The organism is Desulfitobacterium nosdiversum (assembly GCF_049860565.1).
GTDB lineage: Bacteria > Bacillota > Desulfitobacteriia > Desulfitobacteriales > Desulfitobacteriaceae > Desulfitobacterium_A > Desulfitobacterium_A nosdiversum.
In genome coordinates, this window is record NZ_CP172056.1 from 2,717,933 (window position 1) to 2,732,955 (window position 15,023).

The 15,023-nt window shown below is 39.4% G+C and carries 11 protein-coding genes; 9 read left to right on the plus strand and 2 right to left on the minus strand.

The window, feature by feature from the left end; genetic code table 11:
- The first annotated feature begins 241 nt into the window (after positions 1 to 241).
- Together ACHOLT_RS13125 and ACHOLT_RS13130 are read left to right on the plus strand one after the other, a co-directional pair.
- Positions 242 to 988 (plus strand): sulfite exporter TauE/SafE family protein, encoded by a 747-nt coding sequence (locus ACHOLT_RS13125; RefSeq protein WP_425801376.1) that lies wholly within the window; start codon positions 242 to 244, stop codon positions 986 to 988.
- A gap of 18 nt (positions 989 to 1,006) precedes the next feature.
- Entirely contained in the window at positions 1,007 to 1,540 is a 534-nt protein-coding gene (locus tag ACHOLT_RS13130) for a TIGR00725 family protein (RefSeq protein ID WP_425801378.1), read from the plus strand.
- Between the two features lie 55 nt (positions 1,541 to 1,595).
- On the opposite strand, the gene ACHOLT_RS13135 is transcribed toward ACHOLT_RS13130, so the two are convergent.
- Positions 1,596 to 2,195: a viroplasmin family protein gene (locus ACHOLT_RS13135; RefSeq protein WP_425801380.1), complete on the minus strand. Its 600-nt coding sequence runs from the start codon at positions 2,193 to 2,195 to the stop codon at positions 1,596 to 1,598.
- Positions 2,196 to 2,380: 185 nt separating this feature from the next.
- Between ACHOLT_RS13135 and ACHOLT_RS13140 the strand changes: the two genes are divergently transcribed.
- Positions 2,381 to 4,030: a methyl-accepting chemotaxis protein gene (locus tag ACHOLT_RS13140; protein WP_425801383.1), complete on the plus strand. Its 1,650-nt coding sequence runs from the start codon at positions 2,381 to 2,383 to the stop codon at positions 4,028 to 4,030.
- Positions 4,031 to 4,145: 115 nt separating this feature from the next.
- Here ACHOLT_RS13140 and ACHOLT_RS13145 read toward each other — a convergent pair whose 3' ends face one another.
- Entirely contained in the window at positions 4,146 to 6,152 is a 2,007-nt protein-coding gene (locus ACHOLT_RS13145) for an N-acetylmuramoyl-L-alanine amidase (protein WP_425808049.1), read from the minus strand.
- Between the two features lie 296 nt (positions 6,153 to 6,448).
- Between ACHOLT_RS13145 and ACHOLT_RS13150 the strand changes: the two genes are divergently transcribed.
- From ACHOLT_RS13150 to ACHOLT_RS13175, 6 genes are all read left to right on the plus strand, one after another.
- Positions 6,449 to 7,375 carry a ketopantoate reductase family protein gene (locus tag ACHOLT_RS13150; RefSeq protein WP_425801386.1) on the plus strand — a complete coding sequence of 309 codons (927 nt, stop codon included), beginning with the start codon at positions 6,449 to 6,451 and terminating at the stop codon, positions 7,373 to 7,375.
- Between the two features lie 36 nt (positions 7,376 to 7,411).
- Positions 7,412 to 9,016, plus strand: coding sequence for a hypothetical protein (locus tag ACHOLT_RS13155; protein WP_425801389.1), 1,605 nt, complete (start codon positions 7,412 to 7,414; stop codon positions 9,014 to 9,016).
- Positions 9,009 to 9,293: an EscU/YscU/HrcU family type III secretion system export apparatus switch protein gene (locus tag ACHOLT_RS13160; protein WP_425801391.1), complete on the plus strand. Its 285-nt coding sequence runs from the start codon at positions 9,009 to 9,011 to the stop codon at positions 9,291 to 9,293. Before ACHOLT_RS13155 ends, ACHOLT_RS13160 begins: the two co-directional genes overlap by 8 nt.
- A gap of 221 nt (positions 9,294 to 9,514) precedes the next feature.
- Positions 9,515 to 12,220 (plus strand): response regulator, encoded by a 2,706-nt coding sequence (locus tag ACHOLT_RS13165; protein WP_425801393.1) that lies wholly within the window; start codon positions 9,515 to 9,517, stop codon positions 12,218 to 12,220.
- A 34-nt stretch (positions 12,221 to 12,254) separates the two neighbouring features.
- Positions 12,255 to 13,049, plus strand: a complete 795-nt coding sequence (locus tag ACHOLT_RS13170) for a CheR family methyltransferase (RefSeq protein WP_425808051.1) — start codon at positions 12,255 to 12,257, stop codon at positions 13,047 to 13,049.
- Positions 13,050 to 13,068: 19 nt separating this feature from the next.
- Positions 13,069 to 14,997, plus strand: coding sequence for a response regulator (locus tag ACHOLT_RS13175; protein ID WP_425801395.1), 1,929 nt, complete (start codon positions 13,069 to 13,071; stop codon positions 14,995 to 14,997).
- The last annotated feature ends 26 nt before the right edge of the window (positions 14,998 to 15,023 follow it).

Sequence of the window (15,023 nt, forward strand, 5' to 3'; positions counted from 1 at the left end):
AGGTTTAATCACAGCTTTTCTGCCTTTTAAGGAGGGGCTGTTGCACATGTTTGAAGAGATCAATGTGCACAGTTCCTTTTTCTTTAGAAATAATTGTGGAATACATCTTCTTAAACATAATAATTTTGAAGTTTACAAAATGTTTAACGAATGATAAGTTTATATGTATCTTAAAAAGTAGCTTATAATTAAAATATTAACTAGTAGTACTTTCTAAAAACTTGTTGATTGGGGAAAACGCATGGAGATTATTTTACTTTTAATTGTTGGTATATTTGCAGGTTTTCTTAATACTGTAGCAGGGGGAGGGTCATTATTAACCTTGCCTCTTCTCATTTTTTTAGGTCTGCCAACAGCCGTGGCGAACGGAACAAATCGAGTGGCTTTAACCGTGCAAAGCGGGGTTGCAGTATGGAATTTTCGACGTAAAGGATTTTTTGATTGGCGCTTGGGACTTCTCTTAGGAATACCAGCCATGTTCTGCTCGGTTATTGGTGCAAAGCTCGCGATTTACACACCTGATGCAGTTTTTAATAAAATCCTGGCTTTTGTCATGTTAATTGTGCTTTGGGTAACTTTAAGGCCGAGCCCTAAAAAGAATAATGAAGACTCTAATGAACAGTTGAATACAAAGCAAAAGATTATCGGTGTCTTCGGTTTTATCTTGATCGGAATTTATAGCGGCTTTATTCAGGCCGGGATTGGCTTTATTATTATCGCTTTTACGAATACACTATTTGGGTTGTCACTTGTTAAAGCAAACAGTATAAAGGTTCTTGTTGTTGGATTAAGTATGGTTGTATCTTTAATCACGTATATTTTACATGGTGATGTGCAATGGTACTATGGCTTGCTCCTTGCATTAGGGCAAGGGATTGGAGCTTGGGTTGGCTGCAACTTTGCGGTGAGCAAAGGGGAAAAATGGATTCGGAGAATTCTTATCGTAACAGTTTTATTTATGTCGGCAAAGCTGTTTTGTAAATTCTAACAAAGAAGTGAGTTTATAATGATTCGTATTGGTGTAATTGGACAATCTGGAGAGATACCGCAGGAAATGCGTGATTTAGCTGTGGAACTGGGAAAGGAAATCGCGCAGAGAGGATGTGTCCTCTTCAGCGGAGGTACCAGCGGAATTATGGAATATGCTTCGAAAGGTGCCAAGGAAGCGAATGGCCTCGTAGTAGGCATTTTACCTGGAGACACACGAGAACAGGGCAACTCCTACATTGATATACCCATTACAACGGGGTTAAGCTTTGATTATCGGAGTTTAATTCTCGTTCATTCCTCCGATGTATTGATAATGATTGGCGGGGGTAATGGTACTCTCGGAGAATTGTCCGCAGCGTATCTTAATCGAAAACCTGTTGTTGTTCTTGAACCCTCAGGCGGATGGGCAGGGAAGATTCGAACTGTGGCTTATGAGGAAGCTTACCTGGATGAAAGAAGAAGCATTAAGATAGATTATGCTCAGACTGTTCAAGAGGCTTTAAATATTGCATTAAGCCGTTTGGATGAACAAAAAGAACCATTGACGTAGTTAATTGAACGTCTAGGTTCTTTTTTCATTATGACTATATTAGGTTGAGATTATGTTATTCGGAGATACCTAGTGAGGCCTTAGCCTTTTTATCTACATATTCGTTGAATTTATTGCCAGTATGGGCTTTTACTTTTTCAAAGACATAAACTCCCTGATATTTGTTCATGAGCTTTGCATATTGTTGCGTAAATTCATTTTTGGTTTTCCATTCACCGGTAACCCAAAATGCAATTCCAGCATAATCATGATAGATACGGATAGTTACCCCTAATTCGGCCGCCCGTTTCACAGCATGAAGAACGGCTGCAATTTCACCTGCTACATTACGCATCACGGCTGCTTCAGGATTTTTACCAACATTGCTGTCTTCGTAAATGACTGTGTCGTCTTTTACAAAGGCATAGGCCCAAGAATATTGCCCGCTGATATAACTTCCATCAGTATAAACCTCATAATCTGTTGCAAGTGAGGTTTCTCTCAGTGAGCTGCGATTGTCGCTAAACCACTCTTGAGCGGCACTTTCTGAGTCGAATTTTTTATAAACGGCGCCGGAAAATCCTCGGATTGCTTTTTCACATTCAGCCCACGTCGTAAAAATCCCTGTTTCTCGACCTGCCTTAACCGCATAAAACTTAGGCTTATTAGATGCCATTCTTCGAATACCCTCACTTACATCCGTTTTATTTGCATAAACTCTATTTTAGTAGATATAGGTAAGTTGTGCAATTGTTATGCAATCCAAGAAAGTGAGTTAAATTTATTATTTACCTTAAAGGAAATTATCTGAGTCCTGTCGAAATAATCGAAATTACAAAAAGTAACGGAGGAGGAAGCACTTTGCGGAGCATCCGATCAAAATTTCTAGGGATTATAGCCATGATTTTTATCTTTGTTGTTTTCATTCTTGGCTATACTTTTTTTTCGTTTAACTCAGTCAGTCAGGGGATCGAAACCGCTGTTAAGGCTGATCAATTAAAATTATCGGTTATCCAGGTTCAACAATATTTAACGGACGTTAGTGCAACGCGTGATAAAGAAGGTTCAGTGGAGGGGTTTAAAGAAGCTGAGAATTGGGCGCAACAATTTGATCAAACCTTGAACGATCTTTCGGCTTTAAATCCGTCACAGGCAAAAGAGTTTAATGATCTAAAATCATCGTTTGACAGCTATTATACCGTCGGGAAAAAAATGGCCCAAGCTTACCTTGATGGTGGTCCGGAAGCGGGCAATAAAATTATGAACGATTTTGATCAGACAGCACTTCAAATCAATACAAAGGTCGATAATTTCAGGCAGCAAGCCTTGGAGAGCGTCGATGTCAGGGCGGCTTTATTATCTATTATTAAAAAAGTTGCCATTGTTGGCGGGATAGGCCTAACCCTTAGTTTATTAATTACCCTGTTTATGAGTAGTCTGCTTATTACACCGATTCTTAATTTAGCCAAAGAATTTGGCAAAGCAGCTCAAGGTGATTTTACGGTTCAGGTTAAAGTCAAAGGTAACGATGAAATTGCTCATTTAAGCGAATCTTTCAATGAGATGATAGCCAATCAAAGAAAAATTGTTTCAAGAGTTACTCAAACAGCTCAAACAGTATTATCTGCAGCTGAAGAGCTAACGGCTTCTACTCAGGACAGTCAAAGCAAAATGAATGAGATCGCTCGTTCGGTTGAAGAAATATCAAGCGGCATGCAGCAAAACGCCTCAAGCGCTGAAGAAACGGGTGCTGCCTCGCTGGAGGTTGCTGAAAGCTCTAAAATTGTTGCAAATGAGACAGAAAAAGGCGCCGTAGCCAGCAAAAATGTTAAAGACTTGGCTATTAAAGGACAGGAAAATGTTTTTCGCAATTTAGAATCCATGAATACCATTGAAGTTGCAACTCAGGATACAGCACAGGCTATTGAAGATTTAAATCAGACTTCAGAAAAAATAGGGCTGATTACCCAAACCATTAATGCAATTGCCGATCAAACAAACCTTTTGGCTTTAAATGCTGCGATAGAGGCTGCCCGAGCAGGAGAGCAGGGTCGCGGCTTTGCTGTTGTCGCCGAAGAGGTTCGAAAACTCGCGGAAGAGAGCAGTCGTGCAGTTGGTCAAATTTCTAATCTTGTTCTAACAATTCAAAAGGGAACTTTAACAGCAGTTGAAAAAATGAGAGCGGGTGCGGAGCAGGTTCAACAAGGTAAAACGCTGACATCACAAGTCGAGGCGGATTTTAAAATGATTGAGCAGTCCGTTATCGAACTTGACACTATAATCAATAGAATAGCGGCTTCAGCTCAAAGACAGTCATCTTCAATTGAACAAGTTGCAACTGCTGTGACGAACATTACAATGATTACGCAAACGGTTGCCCAAAATACAAGCACCGTTACCAGTAACGTAGAACAGCAAAATGATATTATGCTTAATCTAAGCAAGGCCAGCGAAGATCTTGCCAATTTAGCGGAGAATCTGAATGAACTTGTCAAAGATTTCCGCGTTTAAGTACTCGTAATTATTTAATTAAATATTTTAATCATAAACAAGAAAATCCCTTATCCGTAGAGATTATCTCAAGGATAAGGGATAATTATTATTTTAGGGTTAATCTTATTGACTATTAAGGCTGAGGAAGAGGATTTTTATAATAGTTATAGATACCATGAAAGATGGCGGCTGCCACATTTTTCTGGAATATAGGATCTTGTAATCTGGCTTCTGCATAAGGATTTGAGATAAACTCAGTCTCGAGAAGAATAGCAGGCATTGACGTATTGCGCAAAACATAGAAGCCAGCTTCTTTAACACCCCGGTTGTTGGATTTAATCGTATCAAGAACTGCTGTTTCAATGCTGTTGGCAAGATGTAAGCTTTCATTGCTCTTTGGATTATCAGCAGAATAGTAAGTTGATGTTCCTTGAACATCAGGATTGGTGAATGAATCATTGTGAATGCAAATAAATAAATCGACATTGCTATTTTTCGCGATATCAACTCGAGCTTGAAGATCAGCTATTTCCGAGTAATCCGGGGCAGGAGAAATATCCTTATCCCTTGTTAAAATGACGGTTGCTCCAGCCTGTTTTAAGATATCACGCAAGGCTAGGGAAATCGCTAAAGTATTATTTTTTTCCGTAGTCTTATTAGGCCCTATGGCCCCGGTATCTGGACCGCCGTGTCCGGGGTCGACTAAAATCGTTTTTCCGGCTAAAGCATTTGCAGGGTATCCATTAAAGGGATCAATGGGAACTTCTTTGGATGGGTCATCGGTTTGAATAGGAGTTGTTGTGTTACCTGGAGTGGTTGTTGTACTGTCGCCTCGGGAAGGAGGATCAGTATTAATTGCATTTGGAAGAGAAGGAAAGTCCTTTAAATTGTCACTATATGAGGAGGACGATTTTCCCTCGAGGATGTTTTCAGTATTTGTGCTGATTACACCTTGTCCGCCTAAAAGTAAAACAGACCCATTAACACTTATATCGGTTGTATTCTGAGAAAGAGCCCCGATCTTCACGTAATTAGCTGAAATCCACCCTGTCGCAGATTGATAGGTCGTTTGGTACCATTGACTTTGCTCACCGTTAATAGTAACTGTTGTTCCTTCTGGAATTGCAAGCAGAATTTTACTTCCAGTAGTAGGATTTTCTCTAAGATTTAGGCCGCCATTAGCAGTGATCTGTCCAGTTTTAACTGAATCAGCACCATCTGAGCTGCCGGTTTGTACTTGTTCAACTTTCATATGATTACGCAGCAGCGAGTAAATGGAGGGAGGAATATCATTTTTTTCAGTCAGGAGAAGGGGAGCCTTATATTTTGAGGCCAGTACAGTTCCAGCTATGGCATCAGGAAAGGTTTGCCCTGATGCTAAAAATAAATCGTTGGAATCATAAGCGGTTTTCATAAAAGAAACGACTTTTGCATTTGTTTCGTAACGATCCTGCCCGCCCAACCGTGTTTCAACTTTAAGATTATTTTGAGTCAAATCTTCAGAAGGAACGACTGCTTCTCCGCCGATAACAATTAAGTGATCCGGGTTGGCTTCCTTATAATATGTAATGACTGAACCGGGAAGGGAACTTGAAGTTAAAACGATGGGAATTTGCTTAATCCCGGCATAACTGGCAGCGGACAAAGCATCCGGAAAATTATCCCCATTTGCTAATATTAAGGAATTGCTGTTAAGGCGTTTAGCCAGAAGTATAGAGGTTTGATAGCGGTCACTGCCGCCAATTCGTTCGTAGTTGAATGATAATTGAGTGAGTTCTTCCTCGATTGAAGGTTTTAAGCATGCCTTACCGCCGAGGAGAATCACTTTCTGAGGGTTTAAGCGCTGTAGTTCCTGAACGACTCGAGAATCGAGTGAATCACCAGAAGTCAGCAGAAGAGGTGCATTAACGCTGACCGCAAAAGGAGTTGAAGCAATAGAATCAGCGTAATCGGAATATTCGCAAAGAACGACTGTTTGTGCGCTCTGCCAGCCTTTCTGAGATATTTTAAGAGAAGTTTCAATTCGATCTTGTCCTGCGATTCGTTCTGTTGGATAAGCCAAGGGACTTGCTTGTGTAAATATTGGTAAGCTTAATATGATCGATAAACTCGTAATCAATGAAAATATAATCTTTTTCAGAATTCCCAATCCTTTCCTTAGAATCTTCTATGTCGATTATATCAAAAGTACAGCGTTTTAGGGTAGTAAAAAAGCGATTATCGAAGAAAAATAGAATAGATAGACAATAGAATTACCATCTATTTTTAAGGTTTGGCAGGAAAAATTCTTTGGATAAAGAATGGATAAAGAATGAATAAAGAATGATATAAATCCAAATCAAATTTATCTTATAAATCTAGGATTAGATCATTAAACTCAGCGGCCAAATTCTAACGAATCGATGTCTCAGATTATGATTGAAAGAAGGGTATGAAATGAACATCGTTGTAATAGGCGCAGGGGCTGTTGGTGGTTACTTTGGAGGAAAACTTGCTGAAGCAGGCGTTCCTGTGACATTTTTAGTTCGTAAGAAGAGGAAACAACAACTCGAAGCAGAGGGACTTCGCATTCAAAGTGTTCATGGTAATTTTACGATTCAGCCTCAATGTGTTCTTTCCGCAGACGAGGTCGAGAATCCTGATTTAGTAATTATCGCTGTTAAGAATTATCAACTCGACGGAGCAATGAAAGATCTTGAAACATTCGTTCGCCGTGGTGCGAAAATCTTGCCCTTAATGAACGGTGTACAACATATTGAACGATTAGTTTCCAGTTTTGGCAGCGAAAAAATCCTTGGCGGTCTTTGTTATGTAGAATCTACCCTGAATGAATTGGGTGATATTATTCAAAAGAGCATGATGCAGGATATTGTTTTTGGATCATTAAGCTCGGCCACAGATGCTTCATTCCTTCAAGAAGTCGAAGCAACTTTTAAAACAAGTGGTGTAAATGTAAAACTTACGTCGGAAATTCTAACTGAGATTTGGACTAAGTATATATTCTTAGTTACGCTTAGCGGTATCACGACAGCCACCCGTAATCCAATTGGTTTAGCTTTAAATGATCCTGCTGCGTTGGCATTTCTCACGGATTTGGTTGAAGAACTTACAAACTTAGCCAGGACGTTAGAAATTAAACTTTCTAAAGATTTCTCCAATCAGATGATCAATAAAATAAAGAAATCAAATCCGGAAATGACTTCTTCTATGCACCGTGACTTGCAAAAAGGACTTCCTCTTGAATTAGAAAGCCTTCAAGGTGCAATTCTTAAAATGGCGGATGAAAAAAAGGTGGCAACTCCCTGCACCCGCGCTATCTATGCCTTGCTGCATCCTTTTACACAGGGATCAATGACCCACTGAGACTAGGTTTAAACCTAGGAATTGAGGTTAAGAGCGATGAATGTCCAAGGTTTAAATATAGTCAATGGTTTAACCAATTTAAGTCCGGATGAACTGCGTGAAGGACAGCGCCTTTTTGTGGAGATTGTTTCCATCGATCCCTCAGGCAAAGGCACTGTAAATATTAAGGGCAACCTCCTTGAAGCTATCTTAGAAACCATGGCTCAACCGGGGGATAAATTTTGGGCCAGGGTTAAGGAAATAGATGCTCAGCAGCTTGTTCTTGCCAAAGAAGTTAACGGACCGGATACTGCGGGCTTGCTTTCTCGGGAAGAAAGCATAGCTCAAAACGGGAAAGAGATAAATACAGGGTTTTCATCCTTAAGTCAAGACCTAGCCCAAGCGATTAACACCGCAAGAAAAATGGATTGGAAAACCCTATTAGAAGATTCCTTTAGTTTTACTCAAAAGATGATACCCATCCCGTCGGAACAGACTGCAGGAGACTTAGGTGCAAAACTATTACAAAGTTTATCCGAACAAGTTTCAACAAACTCGGGTTTGAAAGTCCTACAGGGTTTACCGGAGCTGGCATTAGCTAACCTTGGTACAAAACTGGTGCAAGCTTTATCCGAACAAGTTGCAGCTAATCCGGGCTTGAAAGCCTTACAGAGTTTATCCGGGCAGGCTTTAGCTAACATTGGGGCAAAGCTGTTGCAAGTTCTATCTGAACAAATTCAAGCCGACTCAGGTTTAAAAACACTACAGGGTTTATCGGAACAGACTATTGCTAACCTAGGTGCAAAACTATTACAAAGTTTATCCGAACAGGCTTCCACTGACCCAAGTTTAAAAACACTACAGGGTTTATCGGAGCAGACTATTGCTAACCTGGGTGCAAAACTACTACAAAGTTTATCCGAACAGGTTACAGCAAATTCGCCATCTCCTCTGTCTGAACTGCCGCTTCAAAGTTTAGCAGAAAAACTATCGGCGATTATTCCATCCTGGTCAGATTTAAACGGTGAGAATGGTTTGCCCCAAATTCGTAACTTTTTAAATCATCTAGGAATTGGTTATGAGCGAAATTTAGCCGAATTCTTACTTTCCAAAAATTCTCCTGAAACTGAATTAGCAAATCTTAAAGATACAGTGAAGGCTCAGCTTTTAGAAGTATTAAGCGGCAAGGGAAGTAATGATCTTGATAATTCTGTCAGCTCAAAATTTCTAGGGTTGCTGGAAAAGATAACTGGACAGCAGCTCTATTTAAGTAATCTTACGCCTTCATACATTTACTTAAGTCTTCCCTTGAAGGGAAATTACAATCTTACTGAAGTTAAAATAGCGCTGCAGGGTGATCGCCGCAAGAAAACGCTCGACTCCTCACATTGCCGCATAGGAGTTTGCCTAGAAACTCCTGCCCTTGGGGAAGTTGGAGTTGATGCCTATCTCTGTGAAAATTCCCTTTCTCTGCGCGTTTTAACAACGTACCCACAGGAGTTGAAGCTTCTGCTCCGCGAGCTGAAGGCAGAAACGGTCGCGCGGTTTGCAGATTTAGGGTTAAGATTAACAGGATTGGACGTAGTTCAGCTGGAAACGAATTCCGAATTTAAAAATTTTGTTTCAGGAGAGCCGCAACAGGGGGTTGATATTTATGCCTGAGACTCAATCCGCTCCAAAGGCTGTTGCCTTAAGCTATGATGGCACGGGGGCTCCTAAAGTTACAGCCCGCGGAACAGGTGAATTAGCCAAAAAAATTATTGAAGTTGCGCAGGCAGAGGGAATTCCGATTCAGAAAAATGAAACCCTTGTCGATGCTTTGGTTCAGATTGATCTGAATCGAGAAATTCCGCCACAGCTATATGTCGCCGTAGCTGAAATCTTAGCACTGATTTATAAACTTGATAGTCGAAAACAGAAAAAACTAAAGGTAAACTAAATCATAATTTTATAATGTAAATTTAGTATTTAAATCATTTGAAACATTTAAAAATCTTATCATAAAAAGGATATGCTTTTTATCTTTTTTATCTTTTTAATAAATATTATTACTTCAAAATACTTTTAAATGTTCATTAATCCCACCCTCAATTTACACGATTCGACATGCAGTGCAAGGTATAATGAACATAACATAATGAAGGAAAGTGGAGGACAAACATGCGGCTTCGATCTAAACTCTCTATTGGTTTTGGTGCAATACTTATACTTATGATTATCGTTATCTACTTTTCTATCTATATGCTTCATGATCAAAACGAAAAAATCAGTGAGCTTGCAGTAACTCGGTATGAAAAAATTCGCTTGTCTACAACAGTATACAGTGAAGTAAATAAGACTGCGAAAAGTATTCGGAACATTCTGTTAGATCCTGCCAAATTGACGGATCAGGAGATTCAGTCAATCAAAGAGTCAAACCTTAAATCGGATCAAGCGATTGAAGAATTACTTCATACCGAGGACATGGATCAAGGAAAAGAGATGTTGCTAAACCTTCAAAGCCAAATTACCGTCTATCAGCAGGATGTTGATGAAGTATTATCCTTGCTTAAGGCAGGAAAAAAAGAGGAAGCAAACCAGTTATTTTTGACTGAAGATCAAGCTCAAGTACGATCAGATATTGAGGAAAAGATTACTGATCTTCAGAATCTTGAACATACGCAGATGATGAATTTGCTTGCGCAATCCACACAATCATATGACTTTACGATTCGTCTCCTTATTTTGATTTTTGCTATTGCTTTAGTCACAGGTATAATCGTTAGTCAATGGGTAGTCGTCGGGATAAGCCGCAACATCAAGTCTGTCTTAAGCGTGATTAATGAAGCACAGAATCAGAAAAAAGGGCATTTATCTCGTATTAAAAATGTTTCGAAAGATGAAATTGGGCAAATCGCTTCAGCTTACAATCTATTAGTTGAGTCAATTGAACTGCATACGCAGCAAGAAGAACAATATAAAAAGACCTTACAACATCAAGCCTTACTGGAAACGAATGTAAGTAAGGTCGTAGCCCTTTTCCAGGAAGTTCATGATTTAGCCTCATTGGCGGACCTTTTATTGCAAAAAGTGTGCCCTATTATTCATGCCCAATTCGGAGTTTTATACATAAGAAAGGGAGAAAGCGGAGAAAACGGAGAAAACACTTCGGATCAATATTTTACACCGCTTGCTTCTTTTGCCTATCCCTTTGACTTTATTAAAGATAAGCATATTCATCTCGGAGAGGGCCTCATCGGTCAATGTGCTAAGGATCATCAAAAGATTTTTCTTAAAGATATACCTGATGAATATTACAAAATACACTCGGGTTTAGGTGAAGCCCTTCCTCGTTACATTATTATTCTGCCCATTGAATTTGAGGGAGAGGTTACTTCTATTCTTGAGTTTTCTTGCTTTAGCGAATTAACCCCTTTCGAAAATGATCTGCTTGAGCGGATTATTCGTGTCTTAGGAATTACACTGAATAGCATAGAAGGTCAGATGCGAGTAAAAAGCCTTCTTGTTCAATCCCAAACTTTAACGGAAGAATTACAAGTTCATTCTGAGGAGCTTCAGCTTCAGCATGAAGAATTAAGAAGTACAAATGAACAGCTTGAAAAACAATATCGTGAGTCCGAACAAAAAACAGAAGAATTAAAAAAAGTATCCCAATTTAAGTCTGAATTTTTGGCAAATATGTCGCATGAGTTAAGAACTCCGCTCAATAGCCTATTGATCCTTGCCCAGACCTTCTCAGAAAATAAAGAAGGAAATTTGACTTCAAAACAAATTGAATATGCATTAACTATATATTCGGCAGGTAAGGATTTGCTTGATTTAATCAATGATATTTTGGACTTATCAAAAGTTGAGTCCGGTAAAATGAACATCCTTTTGAGTGAAGTTAATTTACAGGAGCTAACAAAAGGAATTGAAGATCAGTTTTTCCCTCTTACTCGAGAAAAAGGACTATCCTTTAAAATCAATATTTCATCAGAAATACCAGATGCCATTGTAACGGACCAGAAACATCTCCTTCAGATTATTAAGAACCTATTGGCGAATGCTATTAAATTTACGGAAAAAGGTCGGGTTCAACTTGATTTTTACAAACCCAGCATAGAAATCCTTCATCGGGAAGGTTTTAAACAATCCTCGGTGCTTGCAATTTCTATTAAAGATACAGGAACAGGGATTGCCAAAGAAAAATTTGAGTTGATCTTTGAGGCTTTTCGGCAAGGTGATGGGACGATGAGCAGGAAATATGGCGGGACAGGCTTAGGGCTATCGATTAGCCGCGAACTTGCAAAATTATTGGGAGGAACGATTACGGTAGAAAGTGAAGAGAAAAAAGGAAGCACTTTTACCCTTTATTTACCGTATCAGGAGCTAAAATCAGAAACATTAGAGAATAACAAAATCACGGTTGATCAGACCCCAGCAATTTTAGAAGCCCCGGAAAAAAACGAGGATGCCTTGCCTTGTCCCGCTTCCCTGAAAGGCAAAACAATATTGATTGTTGATGATGATATGCGCAATATCTTTGCTCTTACATCGCTCCTTGAAACACATCAAATGAATACCTTTTATGCTGAAAGCGGAAAAGAAGCAATTACTGTGCTCAATGTCCATTCAAAGATTGATCTGGTTCTCATGGATATCATGATGCCTGATATGGATGGTTATGAAACAATGCGGAACATCCGTCACATGGAGGGTTACCAAACACTACCGATTATTGCGGTTACGGCCAAGGTCATGAAAAATGACCGTCAAAAATGCCTTGAGGCCGGAGCTTCCGACTATATTCAAAAACCAGTTATTCCAGAGCAGCTTTTATCGCTGATGCGAGTATGGCTTTATAAGGGAGGAAAAGAAAATTAATAAACACCCCGATGATGAGCTGGAGACTATTGAGATTCAATTATTATTTGAGGGGATTTATCGTTATTACGGTTTTGATTTCCGCAATTACACTCTCCCTTATTTGCAGCGCAGGGTAAGGCATAGATTGCAAACTGAACAACTGCCTAATATCTCAAGATTGTTAGAAAAGGCTCTATATGATTCTAATTTAATGGAACGTTTTTTTAAAGATTTAACAATCAATGTTACGGAAATGTTTCGTGATCCCTCATTTTTTTTATCGTTAAGACTTAATGTTCTTCCCGAACTTAAGAAAATGGACCGGGTTCGTATATGGCAAGCGGGCTGTTCTACGGGTGAGGAATCCTTTTCTTTAGCTATTTTGCTTGAAGAAGAAGGAATATTGCAAAAGACAAAAATTTATGCGACCGATTTAAGTGAGACTTCTCTTAATATAGCTCAAAAAGGTTCCTTTCCTATTGCTCCTATGCAGCAGTATACGCGTAATTATCTTCATGCCGGAGGAAAACAGGCATTTTCACAATACTACAAGGTAAGCGGCGATCGAGTGCAATTTCTGCCCTCACTTGCAGACCATATAATTTTTGCCCAACATGATTTAGTAACAGACCAGTCGTTTAATGAATTTGATCTAATTCTTTGCCGGAATGTCCTCATCTATTTTAATAAACTCCTCCAAAAAAAAGTTCACAGTCTTTTTTATGAAAGTTTAAGGCCATCGGGATTCTTAGCTTTAGGAAGTAAAGAGGGGCTTTCTTTTTCAGCTCGGGCCCATTATTATGAACCCGTAGATATTAAAAATAAGATATACCAAAAGATTCTATAAAAGAGGCAGGCTATTAGCAATGAGTATACGACAAGAAGAAAAAGTCCACATCAATATTTTATTAGTGGATGATCATCCGGAAAATCTCCTTGCTTTAGAGGCAGTTCTTAGCTCTCCAGAGTACCAGGTTATTAAGGCAAATTCAGGACAAGAAGCCTTAAAATGGGTCTTGAATGAGGAATTTGCCGTTATTTTAATGGATGTACAAATGCCGGGTTTGGATGGATTCGAGACTGCAAGATTGATCAAACAGAGGAATAAGTCGAAAGAAATTCCCATTATTTTTATTACCGCACTGAGTCAGGCTTCAGAACACGTTCAAAAAGGATATGCAGCAGGCGGAATGGATTACATCTTCAAGCCTTTTGAGCCATCCGTTTTGCTAAAAAAAGTAGAGGGTTTTGTCAGGATATATAAGACCTTTGCAGAGGCAAAGAGGCAAAGCCTTCTTCTCAAACAGCGGACATCAGAACTGGAAGAGGCAACTTTAGCTTTAAGAAAAGCGGAGGCCTTAGCTCGGGCAATAAATGATGTATCTATAGATACTGTATTAGTTATTAATTCCGAAGGCTTGATCGTAAAAGTTAACTCTGCGGCCAAATCGATGTTTGGTTACTGTCCGGAGAATATTGTAAGCAAACCCGCATCAAAGCTTCTTCCTGATCTAGATCAAGTTCTTAACAACAATAATAAAAAGTTAATACGGACCTCCGCGATGAAAATGGACGGGAACGTGTTTCCTGCGGAAGTTTCTATAGGTCAGGCTATAGTTGATGATCAACATTTGGTCGTTTGCTCGATTCGGGATATTACGGAACGTGAAGAGATAGAACAGGCTCGAGAAAAACAATTTGAACTTCTCGAAAAACTTGTGCAGGAACGGACCATGGAAATAAGTGAAGTCAATAAAAAGCTTCGTTCATCTGAACAGCTTTTTTATAAGACCTTTCAATTGAGCCCTAATATTATGGTTATCCGCTCACTTCGAGATGGGCGATTCATTGATGTAAATGAGAGCTGGGTCAGAGTAACAGGCTTTCGGCTTGAAGATGTGAATGCGCTTAATTTAGGATTTAGGAATTTTAAAGGAGTTTCTTTGGGTGATCAATCGCTGACAGCCTTTAATGCCGGAAAATCCCTGCGTAATCTCCGTATGACATTTATCGCTAAATCCGGAAAGCCCCGTGAGGGGCTCTTGTCCACTGAAATATTGGATTTAAAAGGGGAAAAGTGTCTACTCTCAGTCATCACAGATGTTACAGAACAACTGCGTTTTGAAAAGGAAATGGCACGTTTAGGACGTCTTGATTTGATTGGTGAGATGGCGGCCGGAATTGCTCATGAAATCCGAAACCCGATGACAACGGTCCGGGGATTTTTGCAAATGATGAGCACACGTCCGGAATTTCAGGAGAACCGAGAATTTTTTGATTTAATGATTAGTGAGCTTGATCGGGCAAATTCAATTATCACTGAATTTCTTTCTCTTTCTAAAGATCAAGTCCTACAATTAAAAAAGGATAACCTCAATACTTTATTGGAAACCCTTTTTCCCTTATTCCAAGCCGATGCATTTAATCGTAAAAATGATGTTCGACTTGAGCTTGAACAAATTCCTGATCTGGTTTTTGATCAACGCGAGGTCCGTCAAATGATTCTAAATCTTGTTAGAAATGGATTTGAAGCAATGCCGCATGGAGGTACGCTTACATTGAGGACAATAAATAAGAAAAGGGAAGTTATCTTGGAGATTCAAGACCAGGGGAAGGGTATTGAACCCTTTATTCTTGAAAAATTGGGTGATCCTTTTTTTACTACGAAAGAGAATGGAACGGGTCTGGGATTGTCTGTTTGTTACAGAATCGCAGAAAAGCATAATGGTCGGATTTCCGTTAAAACTTCCTCACTGGGTACAACGTTTTCAATCCACTTTCCTCTGACTCTTTAAATAGGGTGGCAGCACTTTACAAATAA

What these genes read in the sequence shown, in the direction of transcription:
- ACHOLT_RS13160 (WP_425801391.1), top strand. Translation starts at nt 9,009, where the DNA reads ATGCCTGAGACTCAATCCGCTCCAAAGGCTGTTGCCTTAAGCTATGAT.
- ACHOLT_RS13155 (WP_425801389.1), top strand. Translation starts at nt 7,412, where the DNA reads ATGAATGTCCAAGGTTTAAATATAGTCAATGGTTTAACCAATTTAAGT.
- ACHOLT_RS13150 (WP_425801386.1), top strand. Translation starts at nt 6,449, where the DNA reads ATGAACATCGTTGTAATAGGCGCAGGGGCTGTTGGTGGTTACTTTGGA.
- ACHOLT_RS13135 (WP_425801380.1), bottom strand. Translation starts at nt 2,195, where the DNA reads ATGGCATCTAATAAGCCTAAGTTTTATGCGGTTAAGGCAGGTCGAGAA.
- ACHOLT_RS13125 (WP_425801376.1), top strand. Translation starts at nt 242, where the DNA reads ATGGAGATTATTTTACTTTTAATTGTTGGTATATTTGCAGGTTTTCTT.
- ACHOLT_RS13175 (WP_425801395.1), top strand. Translation starts at nt 13,069, where the DNA reads ATGAGTATACGACAAGAAGAAAAAGTCCACATCAATATTTTATTAGTG.
- ACHOLT_RS13130 (WP_425801378.1), top strand. Translation starts at nt 1,007, where the DNA reads ATGATTCGTATTGGTGTAATTGGACAATCTGGAGAGATACCGCAGGAA.
- ACHOLT_RS13165 (WP_425801393.1), top strand. Translation starts at nt 9,515, where the DNA reads ATGCGGCTTCGATCTAAACTCTCTATTGGTTTTGGTGCAATACTTATA.